The sequence below is a fragment of the Rheinheimera nanhaiensis E407-8 genome (assembly GCF_000296695.1).
Classification (GTDB): Bacteria; Pseudomonadota; Gammaproteobacteria; order Enterobacterales; family Alteromonadaceae; genus Alishewanella; species Alishewanella nanhaiensis.
The window spans coordinates 73,070-88,682 of the sequence record NZ_BAFK01000003.1 but is presented as its reverse complement, the minus strand read 5'-3'; the positions used below and the strand labels follow the sequence as shown (position 1 = coordinate 88,682).

Genomic DNA, 15,613 nt, shown 5'->3' with positions numbered 1-15,613 from the left:
ACGCTTACTTAAAATTCGCCTTTGAACCAGCTGCTGATCCGTTTGACGAAGCCACTTACTGAATCTCGTACGTCAGCCGCTTTTTTCTGCTGTGTACGGGCATCTTTACCGTACAGTAACAACCCCACCACACTGGCGTAGGCCGGATCCTGCACGTATTCTTTTAACCCGGTAACATGGGCCGGCTGGCCCACCCGTACCGGCATCTGAAAAATATCTTCAGCAAACTCCACCGCCCCTTCCATCTTGGCGGTGCCGCCGGTTAGTACTACACCGGCCGCAATCTGCTCTTCTAAGCCACTGCTTTTTATCTCTTCCAGCACCAGCTCGAACAATTCCTGATAGCGCGGCTCAACCACCTCGGCCAGGGTATGGCGTGACATAGAACGTGCCGGCCGGCCACCGACGCTTGGCACTTCTATGCTTTCTTCTTTACCTACCATGCTGCGCAGCGCACAGGCGTACTGCACTTTAATCTCTTCGGCGTGGCTTATTGGCGTGCGGAAAATCTTGGCGATATCGCTGGTCACCTGATTGCCCGCTACCGGGATCACCGCGGTGTGCCTCAGGGCGCCATTGGTGTAAATGGCAATATCTATGGTGCCACCGCCTAAATCGACTACGCAAACGCCCAGCTCTTTCTCATCGTCGGTCAGCACCGCATAGCTTGAAGCCAGTGCACTGAAAATTAACTGGTCGACCTGCAAACCGCAGCGCTCAACGCACTTTTCAATATTCTTTGCCATATCATTGGCGCAGGTAATAATGTGCGCCCGCGCTTCCATCCGCACACCTGACATGCCGACCGGGCTTTTAATGCCCTCCTGCATATCCACCGAGAACTCTTGCGGCAGCACATGCAGCATGCGCCGCTCGGCCGAAATGGGTACCGACTTGGCAGCATGGATCACATTGGCGACATCGTCTGCGGTCACTTCAGTGTCGTTAATCGGCACCATGCCACTTTCGTTCTGGCAACGGATATGTTTACCGGTAATGCCTAAATACACTGATGACACCCGACAGTCAGCCATCAGCTCCGCTTCATCTATCGCGCGCTGTACCGCCTGCACTACCAGGTTTAAGTCGTTGACGCCGCCTTTATCCATGCCGCGCGACACATGGGTGCCCACGCCAACAATGCTTAAGCGGTCATCAGCGGTAATTTCGCCCACCACCGCTTTAATTTGCGCAGTGCCGATATCCAGGCCAACAATCAGATCTCTATCTAACGACTTTGTCATGCTTTTCTCTTCTGCTCACTGCTGTAACGCACGGCGATACCGGTGTCGTAGCGCAGATCAACTTCGGTTATCGCTTCGGTTTTATGTTTGCTAATTACCGGATACAGCTCAATAAAGCGCTGCAACCGTTTTAACGTATCATCACGCCCCAGCTTCAGCGCTACGCCATTACTCAGGCTTAGCTGCCAGGAGAAGCGCTCGGTTACCCCCAGCGCCACGGCATTAAATTTATGCAGGGCCAGTAAGCCCTGCATATGGCGGAACATGGCCAGGGCGTCCTGCTGGCTGCCGTCGGGGCCGGTTAGCATCGGCAGTTCCGTTTTCAGCTGCTCTAGGGGCGCCTGAAACACCTCGCCCTCTTTGTTGAGTAATTGCTGCTGATTCCAGATCGCTACCGGCTGTTGTTCTGTGACCACCACCACCAGGGCATCAGGCCATTGTTTGCGCACGGCCACCTGATATACCCAGGGTTGCTGTAACAGGAACTGCTGTACCTGGTCCACGTTCACGCTAAAAAAGTTACCTATGTACTGCTGCGCCAGCCGCTGATGCAGCGCCTGGGCGTCGATGTGGGCAAAGTTGCCGTACAGTTTTACCTGCTTAAGCGGCGCACTTTGCTGATCATGCAGCCAGGCATTTACCTGCACCGCTGCCCACACCAGGCCTGCCACTGAGCAGAGAAAAAACAACACGCCGGCGTAAAACGCCGGTTGCTGCTTAAACCCGAACTTCGGCAGGTGTTTAATCATTATCTCGCCTCTTGGCTCTGGCCTAAAATCGCCACCACCAGTTGCTGAAAACTGTAACCGGCTGCCTTTGCCGCCATTGGCACCAATGACTTTTCTGTCATGCCGGGCACGGTATTCACTTCCAGTAAAAAGTGCTGGCCGTCTTGGTCCAGCATAATATCCACCCGGCCCCAACCACTGGCGCCTACCGCATTAAAGGCTTTAAGTGCACTTCGCTGCATGGCGGCAGTTTGCTCGGCGCTTAACGGCGCCGGACATAAATACTCGGTGCTGCTGGCCTGGTATTTCGCTTCATAGTCGTAGAACGCACGCGGTGTGCGCATTTCCACAATCGGCAGCACCTGGCCATTTAAAATCGCCACGGTAAACTCACGGCCGTTGATCCAGCGCTCGACTAAAATTTCGCTGTCATAGTTAAGTGCCTGCTTTACCGCCTGCTGCAGCTCTTCGGCGGTGCTGGCCGCACTCATACCAATGCTGGAGCCTTCGTTAGCCGGTTTTACCATCACTTTGCCGCCCAGGCTTGCCAATAAGGCGGCAAAGTCGGTGTCATCGTGGTGCACCACGGCAAAGGGCGCCGTGGGTAATTGCTGCGCCTGAAACAGGTATTTGCAGCGAATTTTATCCATCGCCAGTGCCGAGCCCAGCACACCGCTGCCGGTATAGGGCAAGCCCAGTTGCTGCAGTGCGCCCTGCATGCTGCCATCTTCGCCGCCACGGCCGTGCAGCACGATAAACACGCGCTGTGCACCGCTTTGTGCCAGCTCGGCCAGGCTTTGCTGTTTGGGGTCAAAGGCAAAGGCATCAACGCCGGCGTCGGTCAGCGCCTTCAGCACGGCAGCACCGGAGCGCAGTGACACCTCACGCTCGGCCGACAGCCCGCCAAACATTACTGCTACTTTGCCAAATGCCTGTACTGCGTCACTCATGCTTGTTCTCCTGCACTGGCTTTAAGCTTGCTGATGTTCAGTTGCATCGCCGCCAGTTTCTTCACCAGCGCACCGATATTGCCGGCACCCTGCGTTAATACCACGTCACCATCGGCCAGTACATCGGCCAGGCTGGGCGCTAATTCATCCGGCCCGGCAACATAAATGGGGTCCAGCGTGCCACGGGCACGAATAGAGCGGCACAGGCTGCGGCTATCGGCCCCGGCGATCGGTGCTTCGCCGGCGCTGTACACTTCCAGCAGCAACAGCTTGTCGACACTGGACAGCACCTTGGCAAAATCTTCATACAGATCGCGGGTGCGGGTATAACGGTGCGGCTGATAGGCCATCACTAAGCGCCGCTCTGGCCAGGCGGCGCGCACCGCAGCAATAGTGGCGGCCACTTCGGTTGGGTGGTGGCCGTAATCATCCAGCAGCAGCACCTTGCCGTTGCCGGTATCAAACTCGCCGTATTGCTGAAAACGCCGGCCGATGCCTTCAAATTCAGTAAAGGCGGCCAAAATCGCCTGTTCGCTGATGCCTTCATCACGCGCCAGCGCAAAAGCGGCGGTGGCGTTTAGCGCATTGTGTTTACCCGGCAAATTCAGCACCACTTCGCGCTGGTTGCCGTCGGTGTCGCTAATGACAAAGCGGCTTTGGGTGCCGCTCTGGCTAAAATCACTGATGACAAAGTCAGCATCCTGGCTAAAACCGTAGGTCAGCACAGTGCGGCCAATTTGCGGGATCAGTGCGCGCAGTACCGGATCGTCAATACACACTACCGCCACACCGTAAAATGGCAGGTTGTGACAAAACTCCAGGTAGGTGGCTTTGAGCTTTTCAAAGTCACCCTGATAGGTGTCCATGTGGTCGGCTTCAATATTGGTGATCACTGTGGCCAGCGGCTGCAAATGCAGGAAAGAGGCGTCACTTTCGTCTGCTTCGGCAATCAGATAGCGGCCAGCGCCTAAGCGGGCGTTAGAGCCGGCCGAGTTCAGCAAGCCGCCAATCACAAAGGTCGGATCGGTGCCGGCTTTGGCGAAAATCGATGCCAATAAGCTGGTAGTGGTGGTTTTACCATGGGTGCCCGCCACCGCGATACCATGGCGAAAGCGCATCAGCTCACCGAGCATTTCAGCGCGGCGCACCACCGGAATACGCAGCTCACGGGCGGCGGCAACTTCCGGATTGGCACTGTTAATGGCGCTGGATACCACCACGACACTGGCGCCAGCCACATTGGCGGCGTCATGGCCGAAGCTGACACAGGCACCCAGGCCGATTAAGCGTTCGGTGACGCCGTTAGGCGCGATGTCAGAGCCGGATACGTTATAGCCTTCGTTTAGCAGCACTTCGGCAATGCCGCCCATACCGGCGCCGCCGATGCCAACAAAGTGAATGCGTTCTACGCGGCGCATCGCCAGTTTTTTCTGTTGTGGTGTCGTAATCATACTACTTGTCCTGTTACGGTTTGACCTGCTACCTGCTGACACTGCGCCACTACCTGGGCGGTGGCATGATCCAGCGCGCAGGCACGCGCTTTGGCGGCCATCTGTTGTAACGGTGCTTTATCCTGTTGCCACTGCGTCAGCAGCGGTAACAACTGTTGTTCGGTTAAGTCTGATTGTGCCAGCATTAAGCCAGCCCCCTCTGCCACCAGCCAGCGCGCATTGGCGGTTTGATGATCGTCTATCGCCTGTGGCAGCGGCACAAACAGCGCCGCCACACCAGCACAGGCCAGCTCGCTTACCGTAGAGGCGCCAGCGCGGCAAATCACCACATCGGCCCAGCGGTAAGCCTGCGCCATATCGTCGATAAAGGCGCTCACCTCTGCCGTTAAACCGCCTTGGGCCAGTTGCTGGTACAACGCATCAGTGTGCTGTTGCATCACCTTACCGGTTTGGTGGCGTACCTGTAACGGTGCCTGCTGTGCCGCTTTAGCAAAAATCGGCGGCAACTGTTCGTTCAGCGCTTTGGCGCCCAAACTGCCGCCCACCACCAGCACTTTTAAACTGCCGCTAAAATCATGGTTTTTGCCGGCATCCACCAGCGCTGCCCGCACCGGGTTACCCACCACCAGCTGCTTGGCATGGCCGGCAAAAGCGGCCGGAAAAGCCACTAACACTTTTTGCGCCAGCCGCGCCAGTAAACGGTTGGTACTGCCGGCAACTGCATTTTGCTCATGTACTAACAGCGGCACGCCTTTTAACCAGGCCGCCAGGCCACCGGGGCCACTGGCAAAACCGCCAAAGCCCAGCACCAGATCAGGCTGCACCGCCGTGATAACACGCCGTGCCTGCAATAATGACTTCAGCAGCATCCAGGGCGCTTTTATCAGCGCGTTCAGGCTTTTACCACGTAAGCCGGCCACATCAATACTGTGAAACGGCCAGCCAAACTGGGGTACCAGCTGGGCTTCCATTTTTTCACGGCTACCCAGCCAGTGAATTTGCCAGCCCTGGGCATTAAGCGCTGTGGCGACCGCCTGAGCCGGGAAAATATGGCCACCGGTGCCACCTGCCATGATCAGAATACGAGGCTTAGTCATGCTTGCCTCCACTGATGGCGTGTTTGCCTTTGAGCCGTACTTCAAAATCAATCCGCAGCAGCAGTGCTGCCGCTGCCAACATAATGATTAAGCTACTGCCGCCCGAGCTGACATACGGCAGGGTCAGGCCTTTGGTCGGCAGTGCGCCGGTGGCGACACCAATATTGACCGCCGATTGAAAACCAATCCAAATCGCCAGCGCATACGCAAGGAAGCCGTGGAAGCTTAAATTTTTTGCCAGTGCGCGCTGGCCTATCCACAGCGCACGATATACCAGCAAAAATAACAGCAGCACCAGCACAGCCACGCCAATAAAGCCGGTCTCTTCAGCGATAACAGCCAGAATAAAGTCGGTATGCGCCTCTGGCAGGTATTCCAGCTTCTGAATACTGTTGCCCAGGCCCTGACCAAACCAGCCGCCGCGGCCAAAGGCCATCAGTGACTGTGTCAGCTGATAGCCACTGCCGAACGGGTCAGCCCAGGGATCTAAAAAGGCGGTCACCCGTTTCCAGCGGTATTCGCTGTACACAATCAGCACGCCAATGGCGGCGATGCCGGTAAAAATTAAACAAAAAAACTGCCACAGCTTGGCACCGGCTAAAAACAGCAGCGCCACAGCGGTAGCAAACATTACGATCACGGTGCCCAGATCCGGCTGCATCAACAGCAACACGGCAAAAGCAAACAGCACAAACAAGGGCTTTAAAAAGCCTTTTAAGTTTTCCCGCACTTCTTCATGGCGGCGCACCAGATAGCTGGCCAGGTAAACAAAGAAAAACAGCTTGGCTGGCTCAGCTGCCTGTAAACCGAAAAAGCCCAGCGATAACCAGCGGGTACTGCCATTAACATTACGGCCAAACAATAACACTGCCACCAATAGCGCCAGCGCGGCAAACAGCAGCGCCATATTGCTGTTATGCCACCACTGCACGGGTATATTGAGGATGATTAGCGCTGCAGTACAGCCCAGTGCCAGATACACCAGATGACGAATGGTAAAGTGCAGCTCGTTATCATATAAGCGCGATGCCACCGGCACCGAAGCGCTGGTCACCATTACCACACCAATCGCCAGAATAAGCAGTAGCAGGGTTAAGAATAATTTATCGTAAGCGGCGCCATCTTCAGCGCGCCACCACTGGCTTAATGCCTGCAGCGGGTTAGCCCAGGGCTGCTTAAACATGCTCAGTGCCAGCTGCTTCATAGCACCTCCGCCTTCACCGCCTGGGTGAACAGGTCGCCACGCTCGGCATAGCTTTTAAACATATCCAAACTGGCACAGGCCGGTGATAGCAGCACCATATCGCCGGCTTTGGCCAGTTTTGCTGCGGCTTTTACCGCTTCCGTTAAGCTTTTTACTTCTATGCTGCCCGCCAGTAAGGCGGCAATGGCCGGGCCGTCCTGCCCCAGGGTGATCAGCTGCTGTACATCGCGTTGCAGTACCGGCTGCAGTTCGCTGACATCCGCGCCTTTGGCATCACCGCCGGCAATTAAAATCAGTTTACCGGCAACGGTGGGCCTAAGCCCGGCAATGGCCGCTAAGGTGGCGCCGATATTGGTGGCTTTAGAGTCGTTGATCCAGCGCACGCCGTTGTGCTCAGCGACTAAAATGCAGCGGTGCGGTAATGAGACAAACTGCTTAAGCGCTGTTTTCAGGCCGTCACGGCTGGCACCGGCCGCCAGCGCCAATGCACAGGCCACCAGCGCATTAAACTGGTTATGCTCACCAAACAGCGTCATCTCATTAAGTGGCAATAAAGGCTCACCAGCCACCTGTAACCAGCGCTGCCCTGCCTGGCTGACAATACCGTAGGCGCCATCAGACAGCTTAATGCCCAGACTATGTCCGGCGTGCTGCGGTATAGTAGCGGCATCATCCAGGTTAAATACCGCCAGTTGGCTGTGCTGATACACCCGCTGTTTTGACGCAGCATAAGCGGCCATATCGCCATAGCGGTCTAAATGATCGGCACTGACGTTTAAAATGCAGCTGGCAAGGCTGTGCAAACTTGAGGTGGTATCCAGCTGAAAGCTGGACAGTTCCAGCACAAACACCTCAACATCACTCTGGGCTAAGGCATCCAGCACCGGCAAACCGATATTAGCTGCCGCCAGTGCTTTTACGCCGCTGGCCTTCAGCATGGCCTCCACCAGCATGGTGACTGTCGATTTGCCGTTAGAGCCGGTAATCGCCACCACCGGTTTTTGGTTCACCCGGGCAAACAGCTCGACATCGCCCATCAGCTGGGCGCCCTGCGCGACGGCAAAGCGGATGGCCGGATGCGCCGGTGACAACCCCGGACTTAGCACAATGATATCCATTTTTGCCAGCCGGTTAGCGTCAAGCTCGCCCAGGTAAATACCGTCAACCTTTTCCGGCGCGATTTGCTCGATGCCGGCAGGTTTGCTGCGGCTGTCCATCAGCACCGGCTTAATGCCTAAATTCAGTAAAAAACGCACCGTGGCCAGACCCGACAGGCCCAGCCCCACTACCGCTATGCGTTTTTTCGCTAAATATTGCATTAATGCCTGCTGTGTCATGGTTATCTCAGTTTCAGGGTGGCTAAACCCACCAGCACAAACATAATGGATAAGATCCAGAACCTGACGATGACGCGCGGCTCTGGCCAGCCTTTTAATTCATAGTGATGGTGTATCGGTGCCATACGGAAAATGCGCTGACCACGCAGCTTGTAAGAGCCCACCTGCAGGATCACTGACAGGGTTTCCATTACAAAGACGCCGCCCATAATAAACAGCACTATTTCCTGGCGGACTAAAATGGCGATCACGCCAAGCACGGCCCCCAACGCCAGTGAGCCGACATCGCCCATAAACACCTGCGCCGGGTAAGTGTTAAACCACAAAAAGCCCAGGCCCGCGCCAATCAGCGCAGCGCACAGCACCACCAGCTCGCTGGCATAAGGCAGATAAGGAATATTCAGGTAAGCCGAGAAGTTCACGTTACCACTGGCATAGGCAATGATGGCAAAAGCCCCAGCCACCATAATGGTAGGTACTATGGCCAGGCCGTCTAAGCCATCGGTCAGGTTAACCGCGTTGCTGGTACCAACAATCACAAAGTAACTTAACGCCAAAAACAGCAAGCCCAACTGCGGCATCACATCCTTTAAAAACGGCACTAACAGCGCGGTTTCAGCCGGACGTTCGGCGGTAAAGTACAAAAAAGCCGCGGTGGCAATAGCAAACAGCGACTGCCAGAAATATTTCCAGCGGGCGATTAAGCCTTTGGGGTCTTTGCGGATCACTTTGCGATAGTCATCGACAAAGCCGATCCAACCGAAGCTGACCAGTACAAACAGCACTACCCAGACGTACTTATTTTCCAGATTGGCCCACAGCAAGGTACTGAGCAGCACCGAGCCTAAAATCAGCAAACCGCCCATGGTCGGCGTGCCTTTCTTAGAAAAGTGGCTTTCCGGGCCATCGCCGCGTACCACCTGACCAATTTGCATGCGCTGCAGACGGGCAATCAACTTGGGCCCCAGATACAGGCTTAACAGTAATGACGTTAAGATGCCTAAAATGGCGCGGAACGTCAGGTAACTGAATACATTAAAAAAGCTGAAGTATTGGGTTAAATACTCGGCTAACCAAACTAGCATGGGCTGCTCTCCTGCTGACAACGTTCTAGCAAGTCCTGCACGACTAATTCCATTTTCGCACTGCGCGAGCCTTTCACTAGCAGGGTGACCGCCGGTTGTTCAAAAACGATTGGCATCAGCCGCTGTAACAGCGCCTGACGCGAACTGAAATGTGCCCCCTGACCGTTAAACAAGTCACTGGCGCTCTGTGATAACACGCCAAGGGTGAACAACAGATTAATTCCGGCATTTTTTGCGTATAAACCGATCTCTTCGTGGTACAAACGGGCGTCGGCACCCAGCTCGGCCATATCACCCAGAATAAGCACCCGATAGCCGCTGTACGACGCTAACAGATCTATCGCCGCCTTTACCGACTCAACATTGGCATTGTAGGTATCATCAATCAGCCGCAGTTTGCTGCTTAGCTGCTTAATATTGGTACGGCCTTTTACGGCCTGCATCTGCGACAGCCCCTGCGCCACATCCTGCAAACTGGCGCCAACCGCCACACAGGCCGCAGCGGCAGCCAGCGCATTGGCCACATTGTGTTTACCGGGAATGGTCAGTTTGACGTTAACATTGCCGGTGGGGCTTTGTAGCACAAAACTGGCACAGCCCTGGGCGTCCAGCACGATATCGCGGGCGCTGTAATCGGCGCTCTGATTGGCCGAGAACTGCTGCACCGGCATCTCGGTCAGCCGGCGTAACCAGTAATCGCGGTATTCGCTGTCAGCCGGCACTATCGCCAGGCCATTACCGGCTAAGCCATTAAAAATTTCGCCCTTGGCGCGTGCCACACCATACACATCACCAAAGCCTTCTAAATGCGAGGGCGCTACATTGGTAATAATGGCCACATCCGGCTTCGCCAGTGAGGTGGTATAGGCTATTTCGCCCTGATGGTTGGCCCCCAACTCCAGCACCGCATAACGATGCTCAGCCGTTAACCGCAGCAGGGTAAGCGGCACGCCGATGTCGTTATTAAAGTTGCCCTGGGTTGCCAGCACCGGGCCTAACCTGGCTAAAATGGCGGCAATCATCTCTTTTACCGTGGTTTTACCGGCGCTACCGGTCACGGCGATGGTTTTCGGTGCCAGTCTGGCTTTTAGCGCAGCACCTAATTGCCCCAAGGCCAGGCGGCTGTCCGGCACAATCAGCTGGGTAATGTCTTCGCTAACCGGTTGCTCCAGCACTACGGCCACCGCGCCCTTGGCTTTAACGTCAGCGACAAAAGCCGCGCCATCAAAGTTGGGGCCTTTTAATGCGATAAACAGCTCACCGGCGCTGATACTGCGGCTGTCGGTACTGACCGAGCTGATGTGTTGCTCGCTACCGATCATGCGGGCACCGAGCATAGTAGCAATTTCACTGCAGGCTAAGCGGATCATAGTGACATCTCCGTAACCAGTTGACGCAGATAAGCCCGTTCATCGTACTGCCGATGCTCCGAGCCGATAATTTGCACGGTTTCGTGGCCTTTGCCAGCGATCAGCACTAAGTCGCCCTGCTGCGCACTGGCCAGTGCCAGCTTGATGGCGTTTTGCCGGTCAGGCTCTATCTGATAACTGGCATCCGGGCTCATGCCGGCGGCAATCTCGTGGCAAATACTCAGCGCATCTTCGCTGCGCGGATTGTCCGAGGTAATAATGACATGGTCGGCAAACAGCTCAGACAGCTGGCCCATTAATGGCCGCTTACCGCGGTCGCGATCGCCACCGCAACCAAACACGCACCAGAGCCGGCCACGACAATGCAGCCGTAATGACTGCAGTGCCTGCTGCAGCGCATCTGGCGTGTGAGCGTAATCGACCACGGCGGTAAACTGTTTGGCAAACTGAAACTGTTCCATCCGCCCTGGCACAGCTTTAAGCACGGCACAGGCGGCCAAAATGGCATCAAAGTCATAGCCCAGTGCCAGCAGGCTGGCGATGGCCGCCAGCACGTTTTGAATATTAAACTCGCCCAGCAGCGGCAGGCTAAGGGTAAATTTGCCACTGTGGCTGGTCAGCGTCAGGCTGTAGCCAGTGTCATTGGCAATCACATCTGAGTAGCCCAGGTAGCGGTTATAACCCTGGCAGTCTTCGGTTTTACCATATACCCACACCGGCAGCTGGCTTTGTGCTGCCAGCTTGCGGCCAAATTCGTCTGACACGTTAATTACAGCCACCCGCGCCAGCTGCGGTGTGAACAGCATGGCTTTAGCGGCGCCGTACTCGGCCATAGAGCCATGATAATCCAGATGATCGCGCGTCAGGTTGGTAAATACCGCCACGTCAAACAAGATGCCCGCCACGCGCTGCTGCACCAGGGCGTGCGACGACACCTCCATCGCTACCAGCTGGGTTTGTTCGGCGACAAAGTGCGCCAGAATGCGCTGCAAATCGACATAATGCGGCGTGGTATTCGGCAGTGGTGTAAGGTTTTGACAGTGGCCGTAACCCAGGGTGCCAATCACAGCGGCTTGCTGTTGTAGCTCGGCGGCAAGCTGGCTGACAAAAAAGCTGGTACTGGATTTACCGTTAGTCCCGGTAATACCGACCAATTGCAGTTTACGCGCCGGCTGCTGATAAAAATTCGCCACCAGTGAGGGCAGAATTTGCATCAGCTCTGGCAGCACGACCACACGCGCATCGTCATACTGGCCTGCATCGGTTAGCACCAGGGCCGCACCCTGTGCCAGCGCCTGAGCAATAAATTGCCGGCCATGTTGCTGCACGCCTGGGATAGCCAGAAACACATCACCGGCACCAACCTTACGGCTGTCCAGTTGCAGCTGCTCAAGCTCAGTGTCTATTACATTGCTGGCATAAAGTGCCAACCAGGCTTTGCTGTTAACCGGCATTGCGCCCTCCCGTTACTGCTGAGATTTTGTTCTGGCTTGACGCGTCTGGCGTCAGGTTCAGCAACTGCATGGTGGCGCCCATAATATTGGCAAACACCGGCGCCGCAATTTCACCGCCATGGTAAAAATCGCCGGCTGGTTCATTAATTACCACTACACACGCCAACCTTGGGTTGGAAATCGGCCCAACGCCGGCGAAAGAGGCAACATAATCCTCACCATAACCACCGGCAATGGCTTTACGTGCAGTACCGGTTTTACCACCTACCCGATAACCTTTCACTTGCGCCCGGGTAGCGGTACCGCCGGGCATGATGTTCGCTTCCATCATTTCCAGCATGGCGGCAGCATGTTCCGGATCCAGCACCTGCTCACCCGGCAGAATATTGTCTTGTTTCACTATGCTGAGCGGCCGGCTGACACCGCCGTTAGCCATAGTGGCATAAGCCCGCGCCAGCTGTGCTGCAGTCACAGATAAGCCGTAACCGAAAGATAAGGTAGCGCGCTCAAAATCAGACCAGCGGCGCCGATGGCTTAACATGCCACCACTTTCACCATTTAAGCCCAGGCCAGTATCGCTGCCCAGGCCCATATTGGCGTACAGGCTAATCACATGCTCTACCGGCATGTCCAGCACCAGCCTGGTGACACCGATATTGCTCGACTTCTGGATAATGCCGGTCAAACTTAAGGTGTTGTAATTAATGGCGTCGCGCACCCAGCTGCCGCCGACGCGGATATAACCCGGATAAGTGTCAATTTTACTGCCAAGGTTAGCGCTGCCAAATTCCAGCGCGCTTAACACCGCTAATGGCTTCATGGTCGAGCCCGGTTCAAAGGTGTCGGTAATGGCACGGTTACGGAATAAATACGCCGGTGTATTGCCGCGGTTATTCGGGTTAAACGATGGGCTGTTCACCATCGCCAACACTTCACCACTATGTACATCCACTACCATGGCCGAGCCCGAGGTGGCGCCGTGGGTCAGCACCGCCTTTTTCAGCTCGCGGTAGGTAATAGACTGAATACGCTGATCAATGCTTAGCTGCAGACTGCCTGGTGCCTGCTGTTGCACCCGCTCCAACACTTCAATTTCACGGCCTTTGGCATCTTTGCGAAACACCTTACGTCCGGCGGTGCCGGTTAACAGCTCATCAAAGCGTTTTTCAATGCCTTCTACGCCAACATCATCAACATTGGTAAAACCGAGTAACTGGGCAGTGACTTCAGCGGCCGGATAATAACGGCGCGACTCCTGGCGAAAGTAAATGCCCGGCACTTTTAATTTCTTCACGTAATCGACCACGGCCGGGTTGACCTGACGCTGCAGATAAACAAAGCGCCGCTGCGGGTTGGTGCCAATGCGGTTGTGCAGCTGTGCCGGTGTCAGTTGTAAAATGTCGGCCAGCGCATGCCAGCGCCGCTCATCTGCGGCAGCATGACGCTCGATCACCACTTTAGGGTCAGCCCAAATCGCTTCCACCGGCACACTCACCGCCAGCTCTTCGCCGTTGCGGTCGAAAATCATGCCGCGTAACACGGTATCGGCTTCTACCCTTAGCGAGCGGGCATCGCCCTGGCTGACCAGCATGTCAGGCTCTACCACCTGTAGCCAGGCAGCGCGTACCATTAACGCACTAAAAACTAACGCTAAACTCAGCAGTACAAAGGCAAAGCGCCAGCCCAGCACTGAAGGCACTGTTCTGGCTTTGGCTTGAGGTGTACTGCGTTTGCTGCTCATGGCACTGTCACCGCGATATCTTGCTCAGCAGTGGGGCGCACCATATTCAGCTGACGGCGGGCAATCTCCTCTACCCGGCTATGCTCGGACAGTGCACGCTGCTCTAAAATAAGATTGCGCCACTCGATATCGAGCTGGTCACGCTGTTGATACAAGGCGTCCTGCGCTATGGTCAGCTGGCGGTTTAAATGGGCAAAGTGCACCACTACCAGCGCGGAAATAATGCAGGCCAGCAGCAGAAGCGCCAGCCATTTTTGCTCGCGCCAGTCGCGAAAAATTAACCGATGCAGGCTGATATTATTCATGGCGCTGCTTCTGTGCGATGCGCAGCACGGCACTGCGGGCGCGCGGGTTTAGCTCAAGCTCTTGCTCTGAAGGCATAATGGCTTTACCCACCAGCTCAAGCTCAGTACGTTGCTGCATTTGGGCGGCGGTAAGCGGAATACCGCGCGGCAGCGGCTCGCCTTTGGAATAGCGGCGCATAAACTGTTTTACCAGCCGGTCTTCCAGTGAGTGAAAGCTAATCACCACCAGCCGGCCACCGGGCTTTAACACTTGCATAGCGGCATGCAGCGCCTGATTAACCTGCTCCAGCTCACTGTTAATGTAAATGCGAATAGCCTGAAAGCTGCGCGTCGCCGGGTGTTTTTTCTCTTTGTTGCTTTTGGGCACGCTGTCGCTGATAAGCCTGGCCAACTGAGCGGTGCGCGTCAGCGGCTGCTCACTACGAGCCGCTACGATAGCCTGGGCAATACGCCAGGCGAACTTTTCTTCGCCGTATTCGCGCAGCACAAAGCTGATATCTTCTACATCTGCACTGGCCAGCCAGTCAGCGGCGCTGATGCCACTGGTGGGGTCCATCCGCATATCTAACGGGCCGTCGCGCATAAAGCTAAAACCACGGTCGGCGTCATCCAGCTGGGGAGACGACACACCTAAATCCAGCAAAATGCCGTCTATTTTTCCAATAATTTGCTGCTGCTCAGCAATAGTTGCCAGGGCGGCAAAGGGGCTGTGAGTGATATGAAAACGCGGATCGCCTGCCAGTGGGGCGGCAGCGGCAATCGCGGCGGGGTCGCGGTCAATGGCAAACAGCCGGCCTTGCGGGCCAAGCTCTGCTAAAATAGCCCGGCTATGGCCACCACGGCCAAAAGTACCGTCCAGGTAACAGCCGTCAGCTTTAATTGCCAGACCATCCAGTGCTTCCTGCAGCAGGACGGAAATATGAGCCACAGTATTCATTTACAGTGCAAAGTCCTGTAATCGTTCTGACAGTTCGACATCACCGGCCTGAGCCTGTTCCAGCGCAATATCTGCCGCTAAACGCTCATGCCAGGCGGTTTCATCCCAGATCTCGAATTTATTTAATTGACCGACCAGGCGGATACCTTTAGACAAACCGGCATGCTGGCGCAGTGGCGCCGGCAGTAAAATACGGCCGTTTTTATCCATATCGCAGTCGGTGGCATTACCCAGCAGCACACGCTGTAAGCGGCGTTCCTGCGGGTTTAGGCTGGACAAGCGCTTGAGTTTTTCTTCTATTTCTTCCCACTCAGCCAGCGGATACAGCAATAAACAGGGATCATGCAGGTCAATGGTGCAAATTAAGTGGCCCTGACAATCAGACAGCAGAAATTCACGGTAGCGTGCTGGTAACGCTAACCGTCCTTTCTCGTCCAGTGTCAGTGTAAATGAGCCACGAAACATAAGCTTCCTGTGCAATGACTTTAGTTATTTTGTTTGCAGGTAAGCCAAAATGATCCACTTTTACCCACAAATCCCCACGACGATACAGTTTAGGGTGCAGGTTTGACCATTGTCAAGGTAAAAACCAAGCTATCGATCGATTGCGATCACAGTAAAATCAGGCGCTACAGCGAAGGTGATGATTTTGGTGGGAAAAAGTGGAGACAATACAAAACACTCAGCAAATAGCCCTGTTTTTATATACA

14 protein-coding genes are annotated in these 15,613 nt (G+C 55.3%); all 14 read right to left on the bottom strand.

The features are described 5' to 3' along the window. Positions 1-8: 8 nt before the first annotated feature. Genes ftsA through mraZ form a run of 14 tightly spaced genes read right to left on the bottom strand, consistent with a single transcriptional unit; the run spans position 9 to position 15,368 of the window. Complete coding sequence (gene ftsA / locus RNAN_RS03330) at positions 9-1,244, bottom strand: cell division protein FtsA (RefSeq protein ID WP_008218745.1); 1,236 nt, start codon at positions 1,242-1,244, stop codon at positions 9-11. Then, positions 1,241-1,993, bottom strand: coding sequence for a cell division protein FtsQ/DivIB (locus RNAN_RS03325; RefSeq protein WP_008218743.1), 753 nt, complete (start codon positions 1,991-1,993; stop codon positions 1,241-1,243). The genes ftsA and RNAN_RS03325 overlap by 4 nt, the downstream gene beginning before the upstream one ends. Then, positions 1,993-2,922 carry a D-alanine--D-alanine ligase gene (locus tag RNAN_RS03320; protein WP_008218742.1) on the bottom strand — a complete coding sequence of 310 codons (930 nt, stop codon included), beginning with the start codon at positions 2,920-2,922 and terminating at the stop codon, positions 1,993-1,995. The genes RNAN_RS03325 and RNAN_RS03320 overlap by 1 nt, the downstream gene beginning before the upstream one ends. After that, entirely contained in the window at positions 2,919-4,373 is a 1,455-nt protein-coding gene (gene murC / locus RNAN_RS03315; protein WP_008218740.1) for a UDP-N-acetylmuramate--L-alanine ligase, read from the bottom strand. The genes RNAN_RS03320 and murC overlap by 4 nt, the downstream gene beginning before the upstream one ends. Further along, a complete protein-coding gene (gene murG / locus RNAN_RS03310; protein ID WP_008218738.1) occupies positions 4,370-5,470 on the bottom strand; it encodes an undecaprenyldiphospho-muramoylpentapeptide beta-N-acetylglucosaminyltransferase in 1,101 nt (366 codons plus the stop codon). Before murG ends, murC begins: the two co-directional genes overlap by 4 nt. After that, positions 5,463-6,674 (bottom strand): putative lipid II flippase FtsW, encoded by a 1,212-nt coding sequence (gene ftsW, locus RNAN_RS03305; RefSeq protein ID WP_008218736.1) that lies wholly within the window; start codon positions 6,672-6,674, stop codon positions 5,463-5,465. Before ftsW ends, murG begins: the two co-directional genes overlap by 8 nt. Beyond that, positions 6,671-8,011, bottom strand: a complete 1,341-nt coding sequence (gene murD, locus RNAN_RS03300) for a UDP-N-acetylmuramoyl-L-alanine--D-glutamate ligase (RefSeq protein ID WP_008218735.1) — start codon at positions 8,009-8,011, stop codon at positions 6,671-6,673. The genes ftsW and murD overlap by 4 nt, the downstream gene beginning before the upstream one ends. Positions 8,012-8,013: 2 nt before the next feature. After that, entirely contained in the window at positions 8,014-9,096 is a 1,083-nt protein-coding gene (gene mraY, locus RNAN_RS03295) for a phospho-N-acetylmuramoyl-pentapeptide-transferase (RefSeq protein WP_008218732.1), read from the bottom strand. Beyond that, positions 9,090-10,466, bottom strand: a complete 1,377-nt coding sequence (locus tag RNAN_RS03290; protein WP_008218731.1) for a UDP-N-acetylmuramoyl-tripeptide--D-alanyl-D-alanine ligase — start codon at positions 10,464-10,466, stop codon at positions 9,090-9,092. The genes mraY and RNAN_RS03290 overlap by 7 nt, the downstream gene beginning before the upstream one ends. Further along, positions 10,463-11,920 carry a UDP-N-acetylmuramoyl-L-alanyl-D-glutamate--2,6-diaminopimelate ligase gene (locus RNAN_RS03285; RefSeq protein WP_008218729.1) on the bottom strand — a complete coding sequence of 486 codons (1,458 nt, stop codon included), beginning with the start codon at positions 11,918-11,920 and terminating at the stop codon, positions 10,463-10,465. Before RNAN_RS03285 ends, RNAN_RS03290 begins: the two co-directional genes overlap by 4 nt. Beyond that, positions 11,910-13,661 carry a peptidoglycan glycosyltransferase FtsI gene (locus RNAN_RS03280; protein WP_008218728.1) on the bottom strand — a complete coding sequence of 584 codons (1,752 nt, stop codon included), beginning with the start codon at positions 13,659-13,661 and terminating at the stop codon, positions 11,910-11,912. The genes RNAN_RS03285 and RNAN_RS03280 overlap by 11 nt, the downstream gene beginning before the upstream one ends. Then, positions 13,658-13,966, bottom strand: coding sequence for a cell division protein FtsL (ftsL, locus tag RNAN_RS03275; protein ID WP_008218725.1), 309 nt, complete (start codon positions 13,964-13,966; stop codon positions 13,658-13,660). The genes RNAN_RS03280 and ftsL overlap by 4 nt, the downstream gene beginning before the upstream one ends. After that, the gene (gene rsmH, locus RNAN_RS03270; protein WP_008218723.1) at positions 13,959-14,903 is read right to left on the bottom strand and encodes a 16S rRNA (cytosine(1402)-N(4))-methyltransferase RsmH; all 945 of its coding nucleotides are present in this window, start codon (positions 14,901-14,903) and stop codon (positions 13,959-13,961) included. Before rsmH ends, ftsL begins: the two co-directional genes overlap by 8 nt. Further along, positions 14,904-15,368 carry a division/cell wall cluster transcriptional repressor MraZ gene (gene mraZ, locus RNAN_RS03265; RefSeq protein WP_008218721.1) on the bottom strand — a complete coding sequence of 155 codons (465 nt, stop codon included), beginning with the start codon at positions 15,366-15,368 and terminating at the stop codon, positions 14,904-14,906. Positions 15,369-15,613 lie beyond the last annotated feature (245 nt).